The organism is Acidovorax sp. SRB_24 (genome assembly GCF_012931925.1).
This window is the reverse complement of record NZ_MWOM01000048.1, coordinates 1-20747: the sequence shown is the minus strand read 5'-3', so window position 1 is coordinate 20747 and position 20747 is coordinate 1. Positions and strand designations below refer to the sequence as shown.

At 70.3% G+C, this 20747-nt stretch carries 15 protein-coding genes; 6 read left to right on the top strand and 9 right to left on the bottom strand.

What is annotated here, in order from left to right:
- Positions 1–5: 5 nt before the first annotated feature.
- The 6 genes from B2J89_RS15210 to B2J89_RS15185 form a co-directional block, all read right to left on the bottom strand.
- Positions 6–404 (bottom strand): DUF488 domain-containing protein, encoded by a 399-nt coding sequence (locus B2J89_RS15210; RefSeq protein WP_169169887.1) that lies wholly within the window; start codon positions 402–404, stop codon positions 6–8.
- Complete coding sequence (locus B2J89_RS15205; protein ID WP_169169886.1) at positions 401–1966, bottom strand: FAD-dependent oxidoreductase; 1566 nt, start codon at positions 1964–1966, stop codon at positions 401–403. The genes B2J89_RS15210 and B2J89_RS15205 overlap by 4 nt, the downstream gene beginning before the upstream one ends.
- A 166-nt stretch (positions 1967–2132) precedes the next feature.
- Positions 2133–3305, bottom strand: coding sequence for a PLP-dependent aspartate aminotransferase family protein (locus tag B2J89_RS15200; RefSeq protein ID WP_169169885.1), 1173 nt, complete (start codon positions 3303–3305; stop codon positions 2133–2135).
- A gap of 97 nt (positions 3306–3402) precedes the next feature.
- Positions 3403–4995 carry a sensor domain-containing diguanylate cyclase gene (locus B2J89_RS15195; protein WP_169169900.1) on the bottom strand — a complete coding sequence of 531 codons (1593 nt, stop codon included), beginning with the start codon at positions 4993–4995 and terminating at the stop codon, positions 3403–3405.
- 92 nt (positions 4996–5087) lie between these two features.
- Positions 5088–6455, bottom strand: a complete 1368-nt coding sequence (locus B2J89_RS15190; RefSeq protein WP_169169883.1) for a 3-deoxy-D-manno-octulosonic acid transferase — start codon at positions 6453–6455, stop codon at positions 5088–5090.
- A gap of 12 nt (positions 6456–6467) precedes the next feature.
- A complete protein-coding gene (locus B2J89_RS15185) occupies positions 6468–7856 on the bottom strand; it encodes a phosphomannomutase/phosphoglucomutase (protein ID WP_169169882.1) in 1389 nt (462 codons plus the stop codon).
- Between the two features lie 147 nt (positions 7857–8003).
- Here B2J89_RS15185 and B2J89_RS15180 point away from each other — a divergent pair, with 147 nt between their 5' ends.
- The 4 genes from B2J89_RS15180 (at position 8004) to B2J89_RS15165 (ending at position 15315) form a co-directional block, all read left to right on the top strand.
- The gene (locus tag B2J89_RS15180) at positions 8004–9557 is read left to right on the top strand and encodes a DNA-3-methyladenine glycosylase 2 family protein (protein ID WP_169169881.1); all 1554 of its coding nucleotides are present in this window, start codon (positions 8004–8006) and stop codon (positions 9555–9557) included.
- 58 nt (positions 9558–9615) lie between these two features.
- Positions 9616–10146: a methylated-DNA--[protein]-cysteine S-methyltransferase gene (locus B2J89_RS15175; protein ID WP_169169880.1), complete on the top strand. Its 531-nt coding sequence runs from the start codon at positions 9616–9618 to the stop codon at positions 10144–10146.
- Positions 10143–11069, top strand: coding sequence for a DMT family transporter (locus B2J89_RS15170; protein ID WP_169169879.1), 927 nt, complete (start codon positions 10143–10145; stop codon positions 11067–11069). The genes B2J89_RS15175 and B2J89_RS15170 overlap by 4 nt, the downstream gene beginning before the upstream one ends.
- 409 nt (positions 11070–11478) lie before the next feature.
- Positions 11479–15315: an EAL domain-containing protein gene (locus B2J89_RS15165; RefSeq protein ID WP_169169878.1), complete on the top strand. Its 3837-nt coding sequence runs from the start codon at positions 11479–11481 to the stop codon at positions 15313–15315.
- Positions 15316–15391: 76 nt separating this feature from the next.
- On the opposite strand, the gene B2J89_RS15160 is transcribed toward B2J89_RS15165, so the two are convergent.
- Complete coding sequence (locus B2J89_RS15160; RefSeq protein ID WP_169169877.1) at positions 15392–17287, bottom strand: propionate--CoA ligase; 1896 nt, start codon at positions 17285–17287, stop codon at positions 15392–15394.
- Positions 17288–17492: 205 nt separating this feature from the next.
- Here B2J89_RS15160 and chrA point away from each other — a divergent pair, with 205 nt between their 5' ends.
- Positions 17493–18857: a chromate efflux transporter gene (gene chrA, locus B2J89_RS15155; RefSeq protein WP_169169876.1), complete on the top strand. Its 1365-nt coding sequence runs from the start codon at positions 17493–17495 to the stop codon at positions 18855–18857.
- Between the two features lie 64 nt (positions 18858–18921).
- Here chrA and B2J89_RS15150 read toward each other — a convergent pair whose 3' ends face one another.
- Positions 18922–19527 (bottom strand): isochorismatase family protein, encoded by a 606-nt coding sequence (locus tag B2J89_RS15150; protein WP_169169875.1) that lies wholly within the window; start codon positions 19525–19527, stop codon positions 18922–18924.
- 159 nt (positions 19528–19686) lie between these two features.
- On the opposite strand from B2J89_RS15150, the gene B2J89_RS15145 reads away from it, so the two are divergent.
- A complete protein-coding gene (locus B2J89_RS15145; protein ID WP_169169874.1) occupies positions 19687–20238 on the top strand; it encodes a C40 family peptidase in 552 nt (183 codons plus the stop codon).
- A gap of 50 nt (positions 20239–20288) precedes the next feature.
- Here the strand turns inward: B2J89_RS15145 and B2J89_RS15140 are convergent, their stop codons facing one another.
- Entirely contained in the window at positions 20289–20657 is a 369-nt protein-coding gene (locus tag B2J89_RS15140) for a hypothetical protein (RefSeq protein ID WP_169169873.1), read from the bottom strand.
- Positions 20658–20747 lie beyond the last annotated feature (90 nt).

Genomic DNA, 20747 nt, shown 5'->3' with positions numbered 1-20747 from the left:
CCCGCTCAGGGCGGCGGCGCGCGCGATGGGCCACTGGACGGCGCCAGCAGCAGCGCCCGCACCACCACCGCGTTGTTGTGCGCCTCGTCGTGCGCGCCGTACACCAGCGTCAGCGGCCCTTTGCGCGCCAGCGTGCGCAGGGCGTCGACCTGCCCGGCGTGGGGCTGCAACTCGGCGGTGTAGCGCCGCTGGAACTCCGCCCAGCGCGCCGGGTCGTGGCCAAACCACTGGCGCAGCTCGGTGCTCGGGGCCAGCTCCTTGCTCCACTGGTCCAGCGCCAGGGCCTCTTTCTTGACGCCGCGCGGCCACAGCCGGTCGATCAGGATGCGCATGCCGTCTTCGGGCGCCGGCGGCTCGTAGGCGCGCTTGATCCGTACATGGCTGGCGGGAATACGGGCACTCATGGCAGCGCCTTTTCGGCCGCCGCAGCGTGGTGGGCCGCCAGGGTGCGTTCGAGCGCCACCTCGGCGCGCAGGCCCGCCAGGTCGCGGTGGACCGTGGCCACCGCCAGGGTGCGACCGCCGCGCCGGTAGGTGACGGTGCAGTCCCGCGCGTCCAGGTCGCCGTCGATGGCGGCTTCGTCAAAACGCTCGGCGTGGCCCACATAGGCCAGGCCAAAGTCGTATTGCTCGGTCCAGAAAAACGGCACGGCGTCGTAGCGCTCGCGCCGCCCCAGCAGGTTGCGCGCGGCGGTCTGGCCCTGGCGCCCGGCCACCACCCAGTGCTCGACGCGGATGCGCTCGCCGCTCAGGGCGTCGGGCCAGCGCACGATGTCGCCCGCGGCAAAAATGCCCCGCACGCTGGTCTGCAAATAGTCATCGACCAGCACACCGTGGTCGACGGCAAGGCCCGCCTGCTCGGCCAGATCCAGTGCCGGGCGTACGCCAATGCCGACCACCACCAGGTCGGCGGCCAGCTTATCGCCGTTGCCCAAGAGCACTTCATTCGCACCGATGCGCGCCGGCTCGGAGCCCAGATGGAACACCACACCGTGCTGCTCGTGCAGGGCCTGCAGGTAGCGGCCCACCTGCGGCCCCAGCACCTTCTCCATCAAACAGGTTTCGCGCCCCACTACGTGCACTTCTATGTTGCGCGCGCGCAGCGACGCGGCCACCTCCAGGCCGATGAAGCTGGCACCAATCACCACGGCGCGCTGCGCGTTCTGGGCCGCAGTGGCCAGCGTCTCGCCGTCGGCCTGCGTGCGCAGGCAGTGGACATGCGGCAGCTCGGCGCCGGGAATGGACAGCCGCACCGGCTCGGCACCGGTCGCCAGCAGCAGCGCGCCATACGCCACCCGGCTGCCATCGCCGAGCAGCAAATGGCGCTGCGCCACGTCGATGCGCGCCACGCGCGTGCCCAGGCGCAGGTCGATGTCGTGCTCCCGGTAGAAGCCGGCCGAGCGCAGTGGCAGCCACTCGGCCGGCGCCGTGCCGGCAAGGTAATTCTTGGACAGATTGGGCCGATCGCAGGGCAGCGCCGCGTCGGCGCTGAGCAGCGTGACAGGGCCGGCATAGCCTTCGCTGCGCAGCGTTTCGGCGGCCGCGTGGCCGGCCGCGCCACCGCCGACGATCACGATGGACGGGGGCAGACCCCGATGGGCGGGCAGCTGGCGCGTGGGCGCGGGCAGGCGCTTGCCGGTCACATAGGCCTTGCCCTCGCGCAGCTCCACCGGCCAGCACGCGATGCCGTCCAGCGCTGGCGCGCGCAGCGCCTCGCCTGTGCGCAGGCTGAAGGCCGCGTGGTGCCACGGGCAGCGCACCGTCTCGCCCACCAGCAGGCCCTCGGCCAAAGGCCCGCCATAGTGCGTGCACGTGGCGCCCACGGCAAACACTTCATCACCCCGGCGCACCAGGAGCACGGCCTCCCCGTGGGCATGTCCCAGCAGCCTGTCGTTGGGCGGAATGCGCTCCAGGGCAACGCCCTGGGCGAAGTCGTCGCCCGGCAAGGGGGGGTCGGTATCACTCATGGCACGCTCCTGTGAGAGACGCGGCGCCGCACCCTGCCGGCGGTCCTGCCGCACAGCACTCCACGCGCAAAGGGGGGCGCCGGCACCGCACGCACCACCCGCACAGGGCTACAGCCTACGCCGGCCGCGCCAAAGTGTCACGCAACAGGAACATTTACCGCAGGTCTCAAACGGCATGCTGCAGCGCGCGCGCCAGGTCGGCGATCAGGTCGTCGGGGTGCTCGATGCCCACGCTCAGGCGGATGAAGCCCTCGCTGATGCCATGGGCCGCGCGCAGCTCGGCACCGAGCGCGCTGTGCGTGGTCGACGCGGGGTGGCAGGCCAGGCTGTCCACATCGCCCAAGGACACGGCCTGCGCAAACAGCTGCAGCGCGTCGAGCACGGCGGCGGCCGCCGCGCGCTCGTTGCGCGCCAGCTCGAAGCCCACCATGCCGCCAAACCCGCCCTGCAGCAGGCGCTGCGCCAGCGCATGCTGCGGGTGGGTGGGCAGGCCGGGGTAGTGCACGGCGCGCACGGTCGGGTGCGCCGCCAGAAAATCGGCCACTGCGGCCGCCCCCGCGCAGTGCGCCGCCATGCGCAGCGGCAGCGTCTTGATGCCGCGCAGGAACAGGAAAGCCTCCTGTGGCGCGAGGTTGCCGCCCACGTGCGCCAGGCCGGTCTTGCGCACGGCGGCGACCAGCGGGCCTGCCCCCGCGACCACGCCGCCCGTGGCGTCGCCGTGGCCGCCCAGGTACTTGGTCATGGAGTGCAGCACCAGGTCGATGCCGAGTTCGAGCGGGCGCAGCAGGCAGGGCGTGCAAAAGGTGTTGTCGGCCACCGTGGTCAGGCCGCGTGCGCGCGCCAGGGCCACCACCTCGGCCAGGTCGTGCAGGCGCAGGTCGGGGTTGGTCAGCGTTTCGACCCACACCAGGCGCGTGGCCGGGGTGAGGCTGGCGGCCAGGCCCTGCTGGGTGGCATCGACCGCGCGGATGCCCCAGCGCTTGCCCATCGACCGGAAGAGCGCCTCGGTGCCGCCATACAGCGGCCCGAGAAAGGCGATCTCGTCGCCCGGGCTCAACAGGCCCAGCAGCACCGCCGACGTGGCCGCGGTGCCGCTGGCGAACGCCACCGCCGCGGGCGCCCCTTCGAGGTCGGCCACCTTGGCCTCCAGCGCCGCCACCGTGGGGTTGCCGAAGCGGCTGTAGCGGTAGCCCTCGGCCGTCCCCGCAAACAGCGCGGCGCCCTGCGCCAACGTGCCGTAGTCGAACGCCGTGCTTTGCGTGATGGGCGTGGTGATGGCCCCGCTGTGGGGGTCGGGGTGCTGGCCGGCGTGGACGGCGCGCGTGCGCAGGTGGGTCATGGCAGAACTCCTGGTGGGGCGCTGGCTGCGGGCGCCATAACTACTTAATTGATAGCACCCAACGCTTTCCTGGCAAGCGTTTATAGCCTATTTTCCTCTATCGCACGCCAGCGGTCTCTTCTTCCTGGCCCGCCAGCACCACGCGGTTGCGGCCGGTGTGCTTGGCCCGGTACAGCGCCTGGTCTGCCGCCTTGAGCACCTGCGCCGCCTCGCCCACGTGCAGCGGCCACTGCGCCACGCCTAGCGAGATGGTGATCTGGCCCACGGGCAGGATGGACGTGCGCTCCACCAGCTGGCGCAGCCGCTGCGCCACCTGCTCGGCCGCCGCGGGCGCCACGTCGGGCAGCAGCATCACGAACTCTTCGCCGCCCAGCCGGCACAGCACGTCCTGCTCGCGCGAGCAGCTGCGCATCAGCTCGGCCAGGCGCTGCAGCACCAGGTCGCCGGCATCGTGCCCATGGATGTCGTTGACCTGCTTGAAATGGTCGACATCGAGGGCCACAGCGGCAAACGGCCGTTGCTCGGCCTGCCACAGCGCCAGCGACAGGTCCAGGCCCCGGCGGTTGTCCAGGCCGGTCAGCGGGTCGGTGCGCACGTCGCGGTGCAGCTTGCCGATCTTCTGGTGCAGCAGGTTGACCCCCACCAGCATGGCCCGCCGCAGTTCCGAGGTCTCGAAATACCACGAGCGCACGTGGCGCAGACTGTCTGCCGTGCCTGCACGGTCCATGTGGCGCGCCCCGTCCGCCAGCTGCCACAGCGGCCGGGCGATCAGCCAGGCCGACCACCAGATCAGGCCCATCAGCACGGCCGCCAGCGGCAGCGTCTTGTAGAGCACGCCCTGCATCAGCCCATCGAGCGCCGACAGCGCGGACGCGACGGGGCGCTGCGCCACCACGCCCCAGCCGGCCGTCGCAACGGGGGCATAGCCGGCCAGCATGTCGACCCCCAGGCTGTTGACCACACGCTGCTCTCCGGGCTCGCTGCGCAGAACGGCGTCGATGACCGCGTTGCCGGCCACCTGTTGCCCCAGGCGCGCCGCGTCGGGGTGGTAGATCAAGCGCCGGCTGTGGTCGACGACGTACAGGTAGGAGCCGTCGCGGTAGTAATGCTCGCCCAGCAGGCTGTGCAGGATGCTGGTTTGCTTGAGGTAGATGCTGCCGCCCACCAAGCCGTGGTAGCGCCCGGCGCGGTCGATGACCGGGTGGGAGATGAACACCAGCAGGTTGCCGGTCTGCGCCAGGTAGGGCAGGCTGACAGTGGGGCTGCGCACGCGCAGCGCTTCCTCGATGCCGGGGGAGTGCAGCTGGCGGCCCTTGAGCTGCAGCGTTTCGGGAGAGGTCGCGCGCACCCAGCCGCCGTCGTCCGCGAACAGCACCGAATTGAAGCTGTTCGTCTGCAGGCGCAGGCGCTCGGCCTCGTCCGCCAACAGGCCCTCGTCGCCAAACCGCTCGGCCACCACGCCGGCGCTGTAGGCCAGCTGCTGCTGGGCAGACTGCAGAAAGCCCTCGACCGAGTCCGCCAGCTTGCGCGCATAGACGCGGTTGCTCTCGAGCGCGTTGTCGATCAGCTGCTGGCGCTGCACGGTGTAGCTCGCATACAGGCCGTTGGCCAGGGTCAGGGCCGCGCTGACGGTGGCCAGCAGCAGGATCAGGCTGCGCAGGTGGATGCGGAACAGGGGGGCACGGGTCATGGATGGCGTGGCCGCGCGGGAGCGGCCGCAGTCAGGCAAAGGCGTTCATTCTCGCCCGGACGTGGCGGGCGGGCGGGCCCTTTGGAACGTGTTTACGATTTATCGGTGGCTGCAGCGGCCAGCAGGGCTGCCACGGCCGCCGCCGTGGCCTGGGCGGCGCCGCGGTGGGTGCGCGCAAAGCCTGCGGCCTGGGCACGGGCACGGTCCAGGCGCGGCGCATCGAGCGCCAGCGCGCAGGCCGCTTCCACGCCCTGCCCCAGGTCGGCCACGCGTTCGGCGGCGCCGGCCGCGCAGGCCAGCTCGGCCGCCTCGGCAAAGTTGAAGGTGTGCGGCCCCAGCACCACGGGACAGGCGCAGGCGGCGGCCTCGATCAGGTTTTGCCCGCCCAGCGGCGCAAAGCTGCCGCCCAGCAGCGCCACATCGGCCAGGCCGTAGTAGAGCGCCATCTCGCCCAGCGAGTCGCCCAGCCAGACATCGGCGCCCTCGGGCTGCGTAGCCCAGTGGCTGCGGCGCGAGACGACCAGGCCCGCGTCGCGCAGCAGCTGGGCCACGGTGTCAAAGCGCTGCGGGTGGCGCGGCACGATCAGCCACTGCACGGCGGCAGAGGACAGCCGTGCTTCGCTATCGATAGCTGCACACGCTGGTGCAGACTGGGCCAGAGCCCGTTTTGGCTGAATTTCTTCCAGCCACATCGCTTCTTCGCCCTCGCGGCTGCTGGCCAGCAGCACGACGGGGCGTGGCGACTGCGCGCGCCACTGCCGGCCCTGGGCCAGCTGGGCGGCATCGGGCACGACGTCGAACTTAAGGTTGCCGAACACGCCCTGCACCGACGCGCCGAGGCTGCGCAGGCGCGCGGCATCGGCCTCGGTCTGCGCCCAGACGGCGGCCAGCGCGGCATAGGCGGGGCGCGCCAGCCAGGCCATGCGCCGGGCCTGGCGCAGCGATTTGTCGCTGAGCCGCGCATTGGCCAGCACCAGCGGGATGCCACGCCGCCGGCAGCCTGCCACCAGGTTGGGCCAGACCTCGGTTTCCATCAGGATGCCGATGGCCGGGCGGAACTGGCGCAGAAAGCGTGCCACGGCCGCGGGCGTATCCCAGGGCTGCCAGACCTGCAGGTCGCCGGGATGCAGCAGCTTTTCGCCCTCGGCGCGGCCGGTGGCGGTGCCGTGCGTGAGCAGCAAGCGCATGCCGGGCCGCTGCCGGCGCAACTCGGCCAGCAGGATCGCGGCAGCGCGCGTCTCGCCCAGCGAGACGGCGTGGATCCAGACCAGGCGGGCGTCCGGGTCGCTGCTGCCCCCGGGCGCCAGGCTGTCGAGCTGCGGCGGGTAGCGGCCAAAGCGCTCCCCGACATGGCGGGCGTAGCCGGGCTCGGCCACGGCGCGGCGGCGCAGCTTGCGCCGCAGCAGCGGCTGGGCGGCCCAGGCAAGGGCCGAATACAGCCAGCGTGCGGCGTGGGCCATGGAAATGCGTGCTCAGTGCGCCGCGCCGCCGACCTCGGCGCCGGGCTTGACGCGGTGCAGCAGCGCGAGCATGTCGGCACGGATGCGCTCCAGCGCCTCGGGCGTGTGGCCCTCGAAGCGCAGCACCAGCACGGGCGTGGTGTTGCTGGCGCGGATCAGGCCGAAGCCGTCGGGCCAGTCCACGCGCAGGCCGTCGATGGTGCTGATCTGCGCGGGCGCGGCCAAGGCGGCGGGGGCCAGCGCCTGCAGCGCGTCGCTCAGGCGGTGCGGCTCGCCCTCGGCGCAGGCGACGTTGAGTTCGGGCGTCGAAAAGCTCGTCGGCAAGCCGTTGAGCACGGCGCTGGGGTCGGCCGAGCGGCTCAGGATTTCGAGCAGGCGGGCGCCGGCATAGGTGCCGTCGTCAAACCCGTACCAGCGCTCCTTGAAGAAGATGTGGCCGCTCATCTCGCCGCCCAGGGGCGAGTCGAGCTCCTTCATGCGCGCCTTGATCAGCGAATGCCCGGTCTTGTACATCACGGGCACGCCGCCGGCCTGGCGAATCGCGGGCGCCAGGCGCTGGGTGCACTTGACGTCGAACAGGATCTGGCCGCCGGGCACGCGCGCGAGCACGTCCTGCGCGAACAGCATCATCTGCCGGTCGGGGAAAATGTTGCTGCCGTCCTTGGTGACGATGCCGAGGCGGTCGCCGTCGCCATCGAAGGCCAAGCCCAGTTCGGCGTCGCTGCTGTGCAGGGCCTGGACCAGGTCGCGCAGGTTCTCGGGCTTGCTCGGGTCGGGGTGGTGGTTGGGGAAGTTGCCGTCGACCTCGGAAAACAGCTCGACCACCTCGCAGCCGAGCGCGCGGAAGATGTCCGGCGCCGAGGCGCCGGCAATGCCGTTGCCGCTATCGATGACGATCTTCATCGGGCGGGCCAGCGCAATGTCGCCGACGATGCGCGCGCGGTAGGCGGGCAGCACATCGGCCTCGCGCAGGCAGCCGCCGGCGGCCAGCTGCCAGGTCTCGTTCTCCATGGTGCGGCGCAGCGCCTGGATCTCGTCGCCAAAGATGGCGCGGCCGTTGAGCACCATCTTGAAGCCGTTGTAGTCCTTGGGGTTGTGGCTGCCCGTGACCTGGATGCCGCTGGCGCACAGCGTGCTGGCGGCGAAGTACAGCATGGGCGTGGTGCAGCGGCCGATGTCGATCACGTCCAGCCCGGTTTCTGCCAGCCCGAGCATCAGCGCCCGCGCCAGGGCCGGGCCGGACAACCGGCCATCGCGCCCCACGGCGACCGTGGTCTGGCCCTCGGCGCGCGCTGCCGTGCCAAAGGCCCGGCCCAGCCCGCGCGCGAGGGCTTCGTCCACCGTGGTGGGCACGATGCCACGGATGTCATAGGCCTTGAAGACGGAGGGAGAGGGTTGCACGGGCGGGCCTTCGCAGGAGGTGAAAAATGGGCTGCATTGTAGGCGTCGCCACCGCCGGCTGCGCCCGCGCCACCCTGGCGGCGCGGGCCCTGGCGCATGTCCGAAAACGGCCAGCGGTGGCGCGGCGCCGCCCTATGATGGACTGCCATGCGCACTTCTGCCCTCCCCCCTTCCCCGCTGCCCGACGCCACGGCGGACGAGGGCCGCTACCTGGCCCTGAAAGCCCGCGACGCGCGCTTTGACGGGCGCTTTTTCACCGGTGTCACATCCACCGGCATCTATTGCCGCCCGGTCTGCGCCGTGCGCACGCCCCGGCGCGAGAACTGCCGTTTCTTCACGCTCGCGGCCCAGGCCGAGAGCGCGGGCTTTCGCCCCTGCCTGCGCTGCCGGCCCGAGCTGGCGCCGCAGGCGCTGGTGTGGTCGGTGCAGGACGCCTCGGGCATTCTGGTGCGCCAGGCCGTGCGCCTGCTGGCCAGCCCCGACTTCTGGGGCGCCGCGGCGCCGAGCGAAGGCGCGGTGGCGCGGCTGGCCGCGCGCCTGGGGGTCAGCGACCGCCACCTGCGCCGCATTTTCGAGGCCACGCTGGGCGTCTCGCCGCTGCAGTACCTGCAGACCCAGCGCCTGCTGGCGGCCAAGCAGCTGCTGGCCGACACGGCCCTGCCGATCACGCAGGTGGCGCTGGCCAGCGGCTTTGCGAGCGTGCGGCGCTTCAATGCCGCCTTTGCCACGCACTACGGCATTAGCCCCACCGCCGTGCGCCGCGCCGGCACCGCGCGCGCGGGCGACGAGGGCGCCCTGGTGCGCCTGGGCTATCGCCCGCCCTTGGATGCCGCGGCGCTGCTGGCCTTCTTCGCGCAGCGGCAGATCGCGGGCATGGAATGGGTCGAACCCGGCGAGGCCCTGGTGCTGCGCCGCACGGTGCGGATCGCGCATGCGGGCACGGTGGCCACCGGGTGGCTGAACGCACAGTTCGAACCGGCGCGCCACCGCCTGGTGCTGCAGACCAGCGACAGCCTGCACCCGGTGCTGCCGCTGGTGATTGCGCGCGTGCGCGCCTTGCTCGACCTGGACGCCGACCCCGAGGCCATCAACGCCACGCTGCATGCGCACTTTCCGCACGGCGATGGCCTGCGCGTGCCGGGCGCGTTCGATGGCTTCGAACTGGCGGTGCGCGCCGTGCTGGGCCAGCAGATCACCGTGGCGGCGGCGCGCACGCTGGCGCAGCGCCTGGTCGAGCGGTTTGGCGCGCCACTCGCCACGCCGTGGGCGCAGCTCACCCGGCTGTTCCCGGCCCCCGCCGTGCTGGCAGAAGCCGATGGCGATGCGCTTGGGCAATTGGGCATCGTGCGCCAGCGCCAGGCGGCCATCGTGGCGCTGGCCCGCGCCGTCGGCAGCGGCCAGCTTCAGCTGCACAGCAGCGCCGACGTGGGCGCCACCACGGCGCAGCTCTGCCAGCTTCCCGGCATTGGCGACTGGACCGCGCAGTACATCGCGATGCGCGCACTGCGCTGGCCCGACGCCTTCCCGAGCGGCGACGTGGCGCTGCACAAGGCGCTCGCGGTGCAGGGGGAAAAAAGCCCGGCGCGCGCTGCCGCCGAAGCATCGCTGGCCTGGCAACCGTGGCGCAGCTACGCCGTCATCCGCGCCTGGGCGGGCAGCCAAGGGCCCGCGCAGGGAACCGTGAAACTATCAAATCAATAGCTATCAGCGCTTACCCCATAAGCGCCAGAGCACGATTTGTCATTTAATCGAGACCACCATGCAATTCCATCCATCCACCGTGCAGACGCGCACACCCTCGCCGCTGGGCGACATCCGCCTGGCTGCCTCGCCGCTGGGCCTGGTCGGCCTGTGGTTTGACGGCCAGCGCCACCTTCCCGCCCAGCTCGACGGCCCGCAGGCCTGGCCGCAGGATGACCAGCACCCGGTGCTGCAGGCGGCGGTGCAGCAAATCCACGCCTACCTGCGCGGCGAGCGCACGCAGTTCGACCTGCCGCTCGACATCGCCGGCGGCACGCCGTTCCAGCAAACGGTGTGGCGCGCGCTGCTCGGCATTGCGCGCGGCCAGACCCTCAGCTACGCCGCGCTGGGCGCGCAGATCGGTTGCCCCACGGCCGTGCGCGCCGTGGGCACGGCCGTGGGACGCAACCCGCTGAGCGTGGTCGTGCCCTGCCACCGCGTGCTGGGCAAGGACGGCAGCCTGACCGGCTACGCCGGGGGCCTGGAGCGCAAGAGCGCCCTGCTGAGGCTCGAAGGCGCTCTCCTTTCGGCCCCCGAGGTGCCAGCATGAACGTGCCGGCCACCAAGCCGGCGTCGGCCTGGCTGGGCGAGTTCGTCTTGCTCTCGTCTCTGTGGGGCGCGTCCTTTCTGTTCATGCGCCTGGGTGCGGCGGAGTTCGGCGCGCTGCCCACGGCCGGCCTGCGCGTGGCCCTGGCCACGGTGTTCCTGTGGCCCATCCTGGTGCACCAGGGCCAATGGCCGGCGTTGCGCGCGCACTGGAAGGCCATCCTGCTGGCCGGGCTGATCAACTCGGCGATTCCGTTCGCGCTGTTTGCCTGGGCCGTGTTGCACATTACCACCGGGCTCACCTCCATCCTGAACGCCACGGTGCCGCTGTTCGGCGCGCTCGTGGCCTGGGTGTGGCTGGGCGACCGCATCAACCGCCTGCGCTGGCTGGGCCTGGCCCTGGGTTTCATCGGCGTGGCCCTGCTGGCCTGGCGCGCTCCCGGGGGCGCGGGCTTCAAGTCGGACAGCGCGCTGTGGGCCATGGCGGCCTGCCTGCTGGCGGCCGCCTGCTACGCCGTGGCAGCGAGCTACGCCCGGCGCTACCTCACCGGCATTCCCCCGCTGGCCACGGCCACCGGCAGCCAGCTCGGCGCCGCGCTGGGCCTGGCGCTGCCCACGCTGTGGCTCTGGCCCGCCACGACGCCGGGACTCCGCGCCTGGGGCGCGATCGTGGCGATCGCCGTGCTGTGCACCGGCATTGCCTACATCCTGTACTTTCGCCTGATCGCCAACGCCGGCCCCAGCCGCGCGCTGGCCGTGACCTTCCTGGCGCCGGTGTTCGCAGTGTTCTATGGCGCGGTCTTCCTGGGCGAGACCATTACGCCCTGGATGCTGGGCTGTGGCCTGGTGATCGTCTGCGGAACCATGTTGTCAACCGGACTTATCAGGACACGCGCCGTGGCGAAGCCGGTGCTGGAACGGCCTTAAGAACGTGTTTACGGTTTATCCAAGGCCGCACAAACGCCTTTTCGGGAGGGGATGCAAGGCGCAGTGCGCAGTCCATAGCCCGGCTACGGGCAAGTGCTGCAACGCCGCAGACCACCCGAAAAGGCATTTGCCCTGCGGGTTGGGGCGCAATCGGGCGATTTCTTTGGCCCGCTGCTGGCATGGGAATGGGCGCATGCGGCGCAACGTGCCTGCGAACTCATCCCGATTGCGCCCCAACGCGGCCTCGGATAAACCGTAAACACGTTCTACACTCGCCCGATGGTTTTTACGCCGTTTACCATTTTTCTCCGCAGGCCGCGCGCCTGCGGTTTTTTGCTTTTGGACCACCCCACCATCCCCCCTGCACCGGGCAGCAACGCCTTTCGGGACACCGGCCGGAGCGCTGTCCGTGGCGCTTAGCGTTGCCCTGGCCATCGGGCTGCTGGCGCTGTTGGCACTGGCGCTCAGCGCGCTGCCCGTCCCTGCGCTGCTGCACGCGTCCGTGCGCACCCGCCTGGCCATCGGCCTGACGACGGGGCTGGTCACCACCGCCAACATGGTGCTGCCCGCGCTGCACGGCGTGATGGGCCCGGTGACTGCGCCTCCGGTGGGCTCCGCCATCGCAATGCTGGTGTTCGGTCCGGTGGCGGGCCTGGCGAGCGCGGCCACGGTGCTGCTGTTCCACTGCGCGCTGTACCCCGCTACTTGGACGACAGGCTTTGCGATCCTGGCGGCCACCGCACTGGTGGCCTTCGGGTCGCACCGGTTGCGCGCGCGCCACGGCCCCCTGCTGGCCCTGGGGGCGCTGGCTGCCGCGCTGCCCCTGGCGTTGCAGGCCGGCATCGAGATCGGCGCTGGCACCACGGCCATGGCCGGCGCGCTGTCCTGGCTCGAGGGCGTACCCTGGCGCTTTGCCGCTGCCGTGCTGGTGCTGGGCGGCGGCGTGGAACTCGTGCTCAGCCGCGCCCAGACGGTGCAGGCACTGCAGCGTGCGCACCACGCGCTGCAGCGCAGCGAACAGGAGACACTGCTCACTCTCGAAGCCGCCCGCGGCGGCCGCTGGGAATGGAACGTCGAAGCGCAGACGCTCACCTGCCACGGCCGCTTTTATGACGCGTTCGACGTGCACCGCGGCGGCGCCAGCGGCCAGGCCGCGCGCTGGGATGCGCTGCGCCACCCCGAGGATGCCGCGCGCATGGCCGGTGACCTGCAGCGCAGCCGGGCGGGACTGGAAGACGCTTTCAGTGCGGAATTCCGTTTGCGCGACACCCACGGCCGCTGGCGTTGGCTGGTCTCGCGGGGCGCCATCGCCGAGCGCGATGCGCAAGGCCGCGCCCTGCGGCTCATCGGCATGGCCATCGACGTGACGGACTACCGCGACCTCGAGAGCGCGCTGCACACCTCGCAGGCCAAGTACACGGCCGTGTACGAGACCATGCCCGACGCGGCCGGCATCATGCGCGTTGCCGACGGCCATTACCTGGAAGTCAACCCCGCGTTCTGCCAGCTGCTCGGCCACCCGCGCGAGCAGGTGGTGGGCCGCACCGCACAGCAGCTGGGCATCTGGGCCACCGAGCAAGAGGGCCCGAAGCTGCTGCAGGCGCTGCAGCGCGATGGCAAGGTCGAGCGCCTGCCCCTGGTCGCGCAACGCCGCGGCGTGCGCATTCCGGGCCTCATGTCGGCGCAGTCGGTGCACCTCAACGACGAGGACTGCGTGGCGTTCGCGTTTCGCGACATGACCGAGGAAACCCGCATCCACGACACCCTGCTGTCGCGCAACAGCCTGCTGCAGCAGGCCGGGCGCCTGGCGCGGCTGGGCGCCTGGGACGACGTGCGCGGCCAGGGCATCGCCTACTGGTCGGACGTCTGCTACGACATCCACGGCCTGCCCCCGGGCGCCCCCCTGCCGCGCGACTACATCGCCGAGTACGTGGCGCCGGCCTGGCGCGACGCCCTGCGCGACACGGTCCGCGCCAGCATCCGGCAGAGCTCCGACTGGAGCATGGAAATCGAGATCGTGCGCGCCGACGGCCGCCCGGTCTGGGTGCGCTTGCGCGGCGAGCCCGTGGTCGAAGCCGGCCGCGTGGTGCGCATCCGCGGCGTGATCCTGGATATCGACGAATCCAAGCGTGCCGAACAGCTCCTGCGCCAGTCCGAGGAGCGCTTTGTGCGCATCTTCCAGCTGCTGCCCTACCCCATGGGCCTGACCCGGCGCGGCGACGGCCGCTACGTCGATGTCAATGCCGCATGGGAGCAGGCCCTGGGCTACACCCGCGCCGAAGCCATCGGCCAGTCGGCCATCTCGCTTGGCATCTACACGCCCGAGGGGCGCGCGGCCCTGATCGATGCGGTGCAGGCGAACGGCCGGCTCGAGAGCTACGAAGCGGTCATGACCCTGCGCAGCGGCGAGCAGCGCACGGTGTTGCAGTCGATGCGCGCCACAGAATTCGATGGCGAGCCCTGCTGGCTGTTCGCGCTGCACGACATCACGGAACGCAAGCGCAGCGAAGAGCAGGTGCGCGAGCGCGAGGAACTGCTCTCGCTCACCATCTCGGCGGCCTCGCTGGGCCTGTGGGACTGGAACCTGCAGACCGGCCTGGTCACGGGCGACAGCCGTTGGCGTGCCATGCGCGGCATGAAAGCGGACAGCGAAGCCGGCACACCGCCGGTGTCATGGACTGCCGCAATGGGCTCCTCCGACATCCAGAAAATCACCGCCGAACTGGCGCGGCACACGGCCCACCCGGCCACGCCGTTCGATGCCACCGTGCACATCACGCACCCGCGCGAGGGCGGGCGCTGGGTGCGTGCCCTGGGCAAGATCGTGAACACGGACGCCGCGGGCCAGCCGCTGCGCATGGTGGGCGTGGGCATTGACGTGACCTCGCAGCGCGAACAGGAGGAGCGGCTCCAAAGGCTGGCCCACTACGACGCGCTGACCGGTCTGCCCAACCGCGTGCTGCTGGCGCGCCGCCTCGAAGAGGCCATGGTCCACGCGCGCAGCCGCGGCACGCTGCTGGGTGTGGCCTACCTGGACCTGGACGGCTTCAAGCCCGTGAACGACCGCTTTGGCCACGAGGCCGGCGACCGCCTGCTGGTCGTGGCCGCCGCGCGCCTGACGCGTGCGCTGCGCTCGCTCGACTGCGTCGCGCGCCTGGGCGGCGACGAATTCGTCATCCTTCTGCCCGATCTGGCCGACGGGGCCGCCTGCGAGCGCGCGCTGCGCACCGTCATGCAGAGCATTGCCGCGCCCTACACGCTGGACACCGAGCGCGTCACCGTCACCGCAAGCATCGGCTACACCCTCTACCCGCAGGACGACGCCGATGCCGACGCCCTGCTGCGCCACGCCGACCACGCCATGTACGCGGCCAAGCAGGCCGGGCGAAACCGCTACCACCAGTTCGACGCCGCCCATGAGCGCGCCACGCAGCAGGTGCAGGAGCAGCTGGTGCAGCTGCGCGCGGCCCTGGCCGACGGCGAGTTCACGCTGTTCCTGCAGCCCAAGGTGGACATGCGACTGGGCACGGTGGTGGGGGCGGAGGCGCTGGCGCGCTGGCAACACCCCGAGCGCGGCCTGCTGTCGCCGGCGGCCTTCCTGCCGCTGCTGCACGACTCCGAACTGGAATTCGCCTTCGGCGCCTGGGTGGTGGACGCTGCACTGGCCCTGATCCGAGCCCTGGGCCAGGCCGGCCTGCAGCTTCCGGTGAGCATCAACATCGCGGCGCCCCACCTGCAGCAGAGCGGCTTTGCCGACTGGATGGCACAGCAGCTCGACCGCCATCCCGGGGTGCCGGCCCGGCTGCTCGAGATAGAGATCACCGAGACCGCCGCGCTCTACCACATCGACTCCGTGGCCACCACGCTGCGGGCGCTGCGCGAACTGGGCATCCTCACCTCGCTGGACGACTTCGGCACGGGCTACTCGTCCCTGACCTACCTGCGCCGCCTGCCGCTGAGCATGCTCAAGATCGACCAGAGTTTTGTGCATGGCATGGTGGGCGACGCCGGTGACCTGGCCATCGTGCAGGGCGTGGTGGGCCTGGCGCGCTCGTTTGGCTACCGCGTCATTGCCGAAGGGGTCGAGACCGTCGGCCAGGGCCAGATGCTGCTGGACATGGGCTGCTCGCTGGCGCAGGGCTATGCCGTCGCCCGTCCGATGCCGCTGGCCGACTTCATCGCCTGGGCCGCGCAGTGGCAGTCACCGCCCGAATGGCAGTACCACGGCCTGCCAGAAAAAGCATAAAAAGGCCGCTAACGCCTATCCAGCAAGCGTTAGCAGCTATTGATTTTGAATTTTCGCGCCCGACGGGCGCACTTCCTCAGTCGCCGATCAGCTCGCGCACCTGCTGCAGCGCGGCCGGGTCTTCCATGGTGGTCAGGTCGCCCGGGTCGCGGCGCTCGGCCACGGCCTGCAGGGCGCGGCGCAGCAGCTTGCCGCTGCGCGTCTTGGGCAGGGTGTTCAAGAAATGCACGCGCGCCGGCCGTGCCACGGCGCCCAGTTGCGCATCCACCCGCTGCATCACCTCGCCCTCCAGCTTCAGGCGCGCGGCCGGGTCCTGCAGGCCCGAGGCATCGCGCGGCACGGCGAACGCCATCGCCACCTGGCCCTTGAGGCTGTCGGCCACGCCCACCACGGCCACCTCGGCAATGTTGGGGTGGGACGAGATCGACTCCTCGATCTCGCGCGTGCCCAGGCGGTGGCCGGCCACATTGATCACGTCGTCGGTGCGGCCGAGGATGAAGTAATAGCCATCGGCGTCGCGGATGCCCCAGTCGAAGGTGCTGTAGACCATGCGGCCGGGAATGCTCTTCCAGTAGGTGCTGACAAAGCGCGCGTCGTCGCGCCACACGGTCTGCATGCAGCCCGGCGGCAGCGGCCCCTCGATGGCGACCACCCCTTTCTGGTCGGCACCCGTCAGTTCCTCGCCGCTCACCTCGTCGATCAGTTTGACGTTGTAGCCGTACATGGCCTTGCCGGGGCTGCCAAAGCGCGCGGTCTGCGGCTCGACGCCGTTGGCCAGCGTGAGGATGGGCCAGCCGGTTTCGGTCTGCCAGTAGTTGTCGATGATGGGTACGCCTAAAGCGTCGCTGATCCACTGCGCCGTGGGCTCGTCGAGCGGCTCGCCGGCCAGCCACAGGGCCTTGAGGCTGCTGACGTCGTGCTTCTTGAGCCAGGACGGGTCCTGCTTCTTCAGCACGCGCACCGCCGTGGGCGCCGAGAACATGTGCGTGACCTGGTATTTCTCGACGATGCTCCACCACACGCCCGCGTCGGGCCGCGTCGGCAGCCCCTCGTACAGGACGGTGGCCATGCCGGCGAGCAGCGGGCCGTAGATGATGTAGCTGTGCCCGACGACCCAGCCGATGTCGCTGGTGGCAAAGAACACATCGCCCGCCTTCGCATCAAAGATGTGCTTCATGCTGGCCGCCAGCGCCACAGCGTAGCCGCCGGTGTCGCGCTGCACGCCCTTGGGCTTGCCCGTGGTGCCACTGGTGTAGAGCGTGTAGCTCGGGTGCGCGGACTCGACCCATTCACAGGGCACGGCGGCGTCCAGGTGGCGCGCGCGCAGCGCCGCCCAGTCGTGGTCGCGGCCGGCGCGCATGGCCATGGGCGCGAGCCCCCGATCAACCATGAGTACGGCGGCGGGCTTGTAGCGCGACAGCGCGATCGCCTCGTCCAGCAAGGGCTTGTAGGGCACGACCTTGCCGCCGCGCGAGCCGGCATCGGCACTGACCACCGCCATGGGTTCGGCATCCTCGATGCGCGATGCCAGCGCGCCCGCGGCAAAGCCCCCGAACACCACCGAATGGAGTGCGCCGATGCGCACGCAGGCCAGCATGGCAAAGGCGGCCTCGGCGACCATGGGCATGTAGATGAGCACCCGGTCGCCCTTTTTCACGCCCAGGGCCTGCAGCGCCGCGGCCATGCGCTGCACCTCGGCGTGCAGCTCGGCAAAGCTGTAGCTGCGCTCGGTGTTCGTTTCGGTGGAAATGGCGATCAGCGCTGCCTGGTCGGCGCGCGTGGTCAGATGCCGGTCCACCGCGTTGTGGCACAGGTTGGTGGTGCCGCCCACGAACCAGCGCGCAAACGGGGGCCGGCTGTAGTCGCACACCTGCTCGGCCGGCGTGCGCCACTCGATCAACGCCGCCTGCTCGGCCCAGAAGGCATCGCGCTCGTCGATGGAGCGGCGGTAAAAGTCGGCGAATTTGCGCATGGGTGCTCCTTGGGGCCGGTGTCTGTGCCTGCTGGCAGGCGGATTATGAATTCATAATTATTCAGCACGGCCTTGCGGCAAACTGACGCAGCGACCACCGGCGGAACCGGTGGGCCGCGTGCAGGCCGACGACAATGGGGCCTGCCGGGCTGCGGCCTTCGCCCACACGCCGCGGCCCCTCCTTCTTCGCTGCTTGTACCGCTCCATGACGCCCCTCGCCACCCGCCACGCCCAGCCCCCACCCACCGCACCCGTGCCTTTTGCGCAAGCGCTGCTGTTCTGGTTCAAGCTCGGCTTCATCAGCTTTGGCGGGCCGGCGGGGCAGATTGCCATCATGCACGCCGAACTCGTGGAACGGCGCCGCTGGATCAGCGAACGGCGCTTCCTGCATGCGCTCAACTACTGCATGCTGCTGCCCGGCCCCGAGGCCCAGCAACTGGCCACCTACATCGGCTGGCTGATGCACCGCACCTGGGGCGGCATCGTGGCCGGGGCGCTGTTCGTGCTGCCGTCGCTGTTCATCCTGATCGCGCTGTCGTGGGTGTATGTGCGCTTTGGCGACGTGCCCGTCGTGTCCGGCATCTTCTATGGCATCAAGCCCGCCGTGACGGCCCTCGTGCTGCATGCGGCGCACCGCATCGGCACGCGCGCGCTCCAAAACGGCTGGATGTGGGGCATCGCGGCCGCATCGTTTGTGGCCATCTTTGTGCTGCATGCGCCGTTTCCCGCCATCGTGCTGGCCGCAGGGCTCATCGGCTTCTTCGGGGCGCGGCGCTGGCCCGCCGTCTTCGCGCTGGGGGGTGGTCCGCAGGAGGGCCAGGCAGGCTATGGTCCGGCCCTGATCGACGACGACACGCCCACGCCGGCGCACGCCCGCTTCTCGCGCCGCCATCTGGCCCGCGTGCTCGGGGCAGGCTTGGCGCTGTGGCTCGCGGCCATGGCGCTGCTGCTGGCCACGCAGGGCTGGGAGGGCGCGCTCACGCAGATGGGCTGGTTTTTCACCAAGGCGGCGCTGCTCACGTTTGGCGGCGCCTATGCCGTGCTGCCCTACCTCTACCAGGGCGCGGTCGAGCACTACCACTGGCTCAGCGGGCCGCAAATGATCGATGGCCTGGCGCTGGGCGAGACGACGCCCGGTCCGCTCATCATGGTCGTGGCCTTCGTGGGCTTTGTGGGCGGCTGGCTGCAGCAGGTGTGGGGAGCAGACGCACTGTTTGCGGGCGCCGCGGCGGCGGCGACGGTGGTGACGTTCTTCACCTTCCTGCCGTCCTTCGTCTTCATCCTGGCCGGTGGCCCGGCCGTGGAGGCCACCCACGGCAAACTCGGGTTCACGGCCCCGTTGAGCGCCATCACGGCCGCCGTGGTCGGCGTGATCCTGAACCTGGCGCTGTTCTTTGCCTACCACCTGCTCTGGCCGCGCGGCTGGGACGGGCCGTTCGATGCCCTGTCGGCGCTGATTGCGCTGGGGGCGGCGTGGGCGCTGTTTCGCTGGCGCATCGGCGTGCTGCCGCTGCTGGCGACCTGCGGCGCCGCAGGGCTGGCAGCGCGGTCACTGCTGGCCCTTTTTTAGCTCTTCATTCGATAGCATCCAGCGCTTGATGCACAAGCGCCAGAGCCCTAAAACAGGCTGATCTTCACTTGATCAGCCCCAGCACGTCCTTGAACGCGGGGTGCTCGCAGCTGCCCAGCCATTCGAACGCCACCATCTCGGTCGTCACCAGCTCGACGCCGGCTCCCGCGAGGCGGTCGAATGCGGCATCGCGGCTGCGCTCGGTGCGCGAGCTGCAGGCATCGGTCACGACCCACACCTCAAACTCGTCCTCGATCAGGTCGAGCGCGGTCTGCAGCAGGCACACATGCGCCTCGCAACCGGCGATGACGATGGCACCGCGCTCGGTAGCGAGCGGAGCGGCGGGTTTTTGCAGGTGTTTGGGCAGGCTGCGGGCGTTGCCGCCCTGGGGTTTGGCCGGCGGGCGCAGCCATTCGCCCAGGCCTTCTTCGGCGGCGCTGAAATGCATCTTGGACAGGGTCTTGTGGCACAGGGCGCGCAACTGCGCATCGTTCGGGCCCAGGCGCGAGGGGTTTTGCTCGGTGCCCCAGACCGGCACATCGAGCATGCGGGCGATCTCGGCCAGGCGGCGGGCATTGGCCAGCACGGCCGGGCCTTCGAAGATCGCCGGCATCAGGCGCTCCTGGTAGTCCACCAGGACGAGTTGGGATTCGGTGGCGTCAAGCAGCATGGCAAAACTTTCGGTGTCGGGAAACAAAATCTGGCTGCCATTGTCGCAGCGCCTAGCGCATCCAACCTGGCAAAACGGGGCAGCACCCTGCCCTCAAGCGCCCCAGGCACCGCTGTCGGAACCCGGACCGGCGCCGTGGTCGTGGTACCCTTGCGCCCCATGTCCAGATGGTTATGCATTCTTTTGCTCGCAGGGGCAACCGCCGCCCATGCCGCCCCGCCCCACGCAACGGGCGATGAGCGCGACCGCCAGATCGCCGAAAAGACCCTCCTGACCCAGCTCGACGCCGTGCGCCACAACGTCGTAGACCGCACCTCGGACCTGGTCGTCACCGCCATGGGCTTTCTGGGAGTGCCCTACCGCCGCGGCGGCAACAGCGCCGAAACGGGTTTCGATTGCAGCGGCTTCGTGCGCGCGATCTACGGGCAGACCGTCGGCTTGATATTGCCGCGCCGCGCCGACCAGCAGGCAGCGGCCACCGAATCGATTGACAAGAAGGAACTGCAGCCCGGCGACCTGGTGTTCTTCAATACCATGCGCCGCGCCTTCAGCCACGTGGGAATTTACGTCGGCGACGGCAAGTTCATCCACTCGCCACGCAGTGGCGCACAGGTGCGCGTGGAAGACATGCGCACCAGCTACTGGCAGCGCCGCTTCGATGGCGCACGCCGCGTCACCACGGCCGAACTGCAGACCCAACCCCTGGATTGACTCCAGCGGGGGAAACACCAAGGGCGCGATGGCCCGCCGACCAGTGGAACTTAAGGACCGATCACCGTGGTCGTCTCGGTCGCCTGCACGGGCTGGCCGACTTCATTGACCGGGCGCGCCTGCGGGTTGCGCAGCATTTCCTGGGCCTGTGCCATGTCCTGCTTGTAGTTGGCGCGGGCATCTGCCTCGCAACTCTTGCGCTGGGCGGTCGGCTCGCCACGGCACTCTTGCAGCGCGACCTTCAGCCCGCCGCCGGCTTCCCGGATGGCAGACTGATAGCGCTGCTGCGGCGTCGTGTCAGGCAGCTCACCGCGCATCAGCTCTGCCGTGTTGTCTTGCGCCAGCGCGGTGGTCGAAATGCCCCATGCCCCGCCGAGTGCGGAGGCAGCCACCAGCGCCATCCAGTGTTTCTTCTTCATTATCATCGTCACTCCCGTGTTGCTGGCGCCGGCAGTGTGCCTGCGCTGTGGCCCGTGGGCTTGGTGTTCCTTGCCTCTGAGCCAGAAACA

Coding starts and splice junctions, on each gene's coding strand:
- B2J89_RS15210 (WP_169169887.1), bottom strand. CDS start 404: ATGAGTGCCCGTATTCCCGCCAGCCATGTACGGATCAAGCGCGCCTAC.
- B2J89_RS15205 (WP_169169886.1), bottom strand. CDS start 1,966: ATGAGTGATACCGACCCCCCCTTGCCGGGCGACGACTTCGCCCAGGGC.
- B2J89_RS15200 (WP_169169885.1), bottom strand. CDS start 3,305: ATGACCCACCTGCGCACGCGCGCCGTCCACGCCGGCCAGCACCCCGAC.
- B2J89_RS15195 (WP_169169900.1), bottom strand. CDS start 4,995: ATGACCCGTGCCCCCCTGTTCCGCATCCACCTGCGCAGCCTGATCCTG.
- B2J89_RS15190 (WP_169169883.1), bottom strand. CDS start 6,455: ATGGCCCACGCCGCACGCTGGCTGTATTCGGCCCTTGCCTGGGCCGCC.
- B2J89_RS15180 (WP_169169881.1), top strand. CDS start 8,004: ATGCGCACTTCTGCCCTCCCCCCTTCCCCGCTGCCCGACGCCACGGCG.
- B2J89_RS15175 (WP_169169880.1), top strand. CDS start 9,616: ATGCAATTCCATCCATCCACCGTGCAGACGCGCACACCCTCGCCGCTG.
- B2J89_RS15170 (WP_169169879.1), top strand. CDS start 10,143: ATGAACGTGCCGGCCACCAAGCCGGCGTCGGCCTGGCTGGGCGAGTTC.
- B2J89_RS15160 (WP_169169877.1), bottom strand. CDS start 17,287: ATGCGCAAATTCGCCGACTTTTACCGCCGCTCCATCGACGAGCGCGAT.
- chrA (WP_169169876.1), top strand. CDS start 17,493: ATGACGCCCCTCGCCACCCGCCACGCCCAGCCCCCACCCACCGCACCC.
- B2J89_RS15150 (WP_169169875.1), bottom strand. CDS start 19,527: ATGCTGCTTGACGCCACCGAATCCCAACTCGTCCTGGTGGACTACCAG.
- B2J89_RS15145 (WP_169169874.1), top strand. CDS start 19,687: ATGTCCAGATGGTTATGCATTCTTTTGCTCGCAGGGGCAACCGCCGCC.
- B2J89_RS15140 (WP_169169873.1), bottom strand. CDS start 20,657: ATGAAGAAGAAACACTGGATGGCGCTGGTGGCTGCCTCCGCACTCGGC.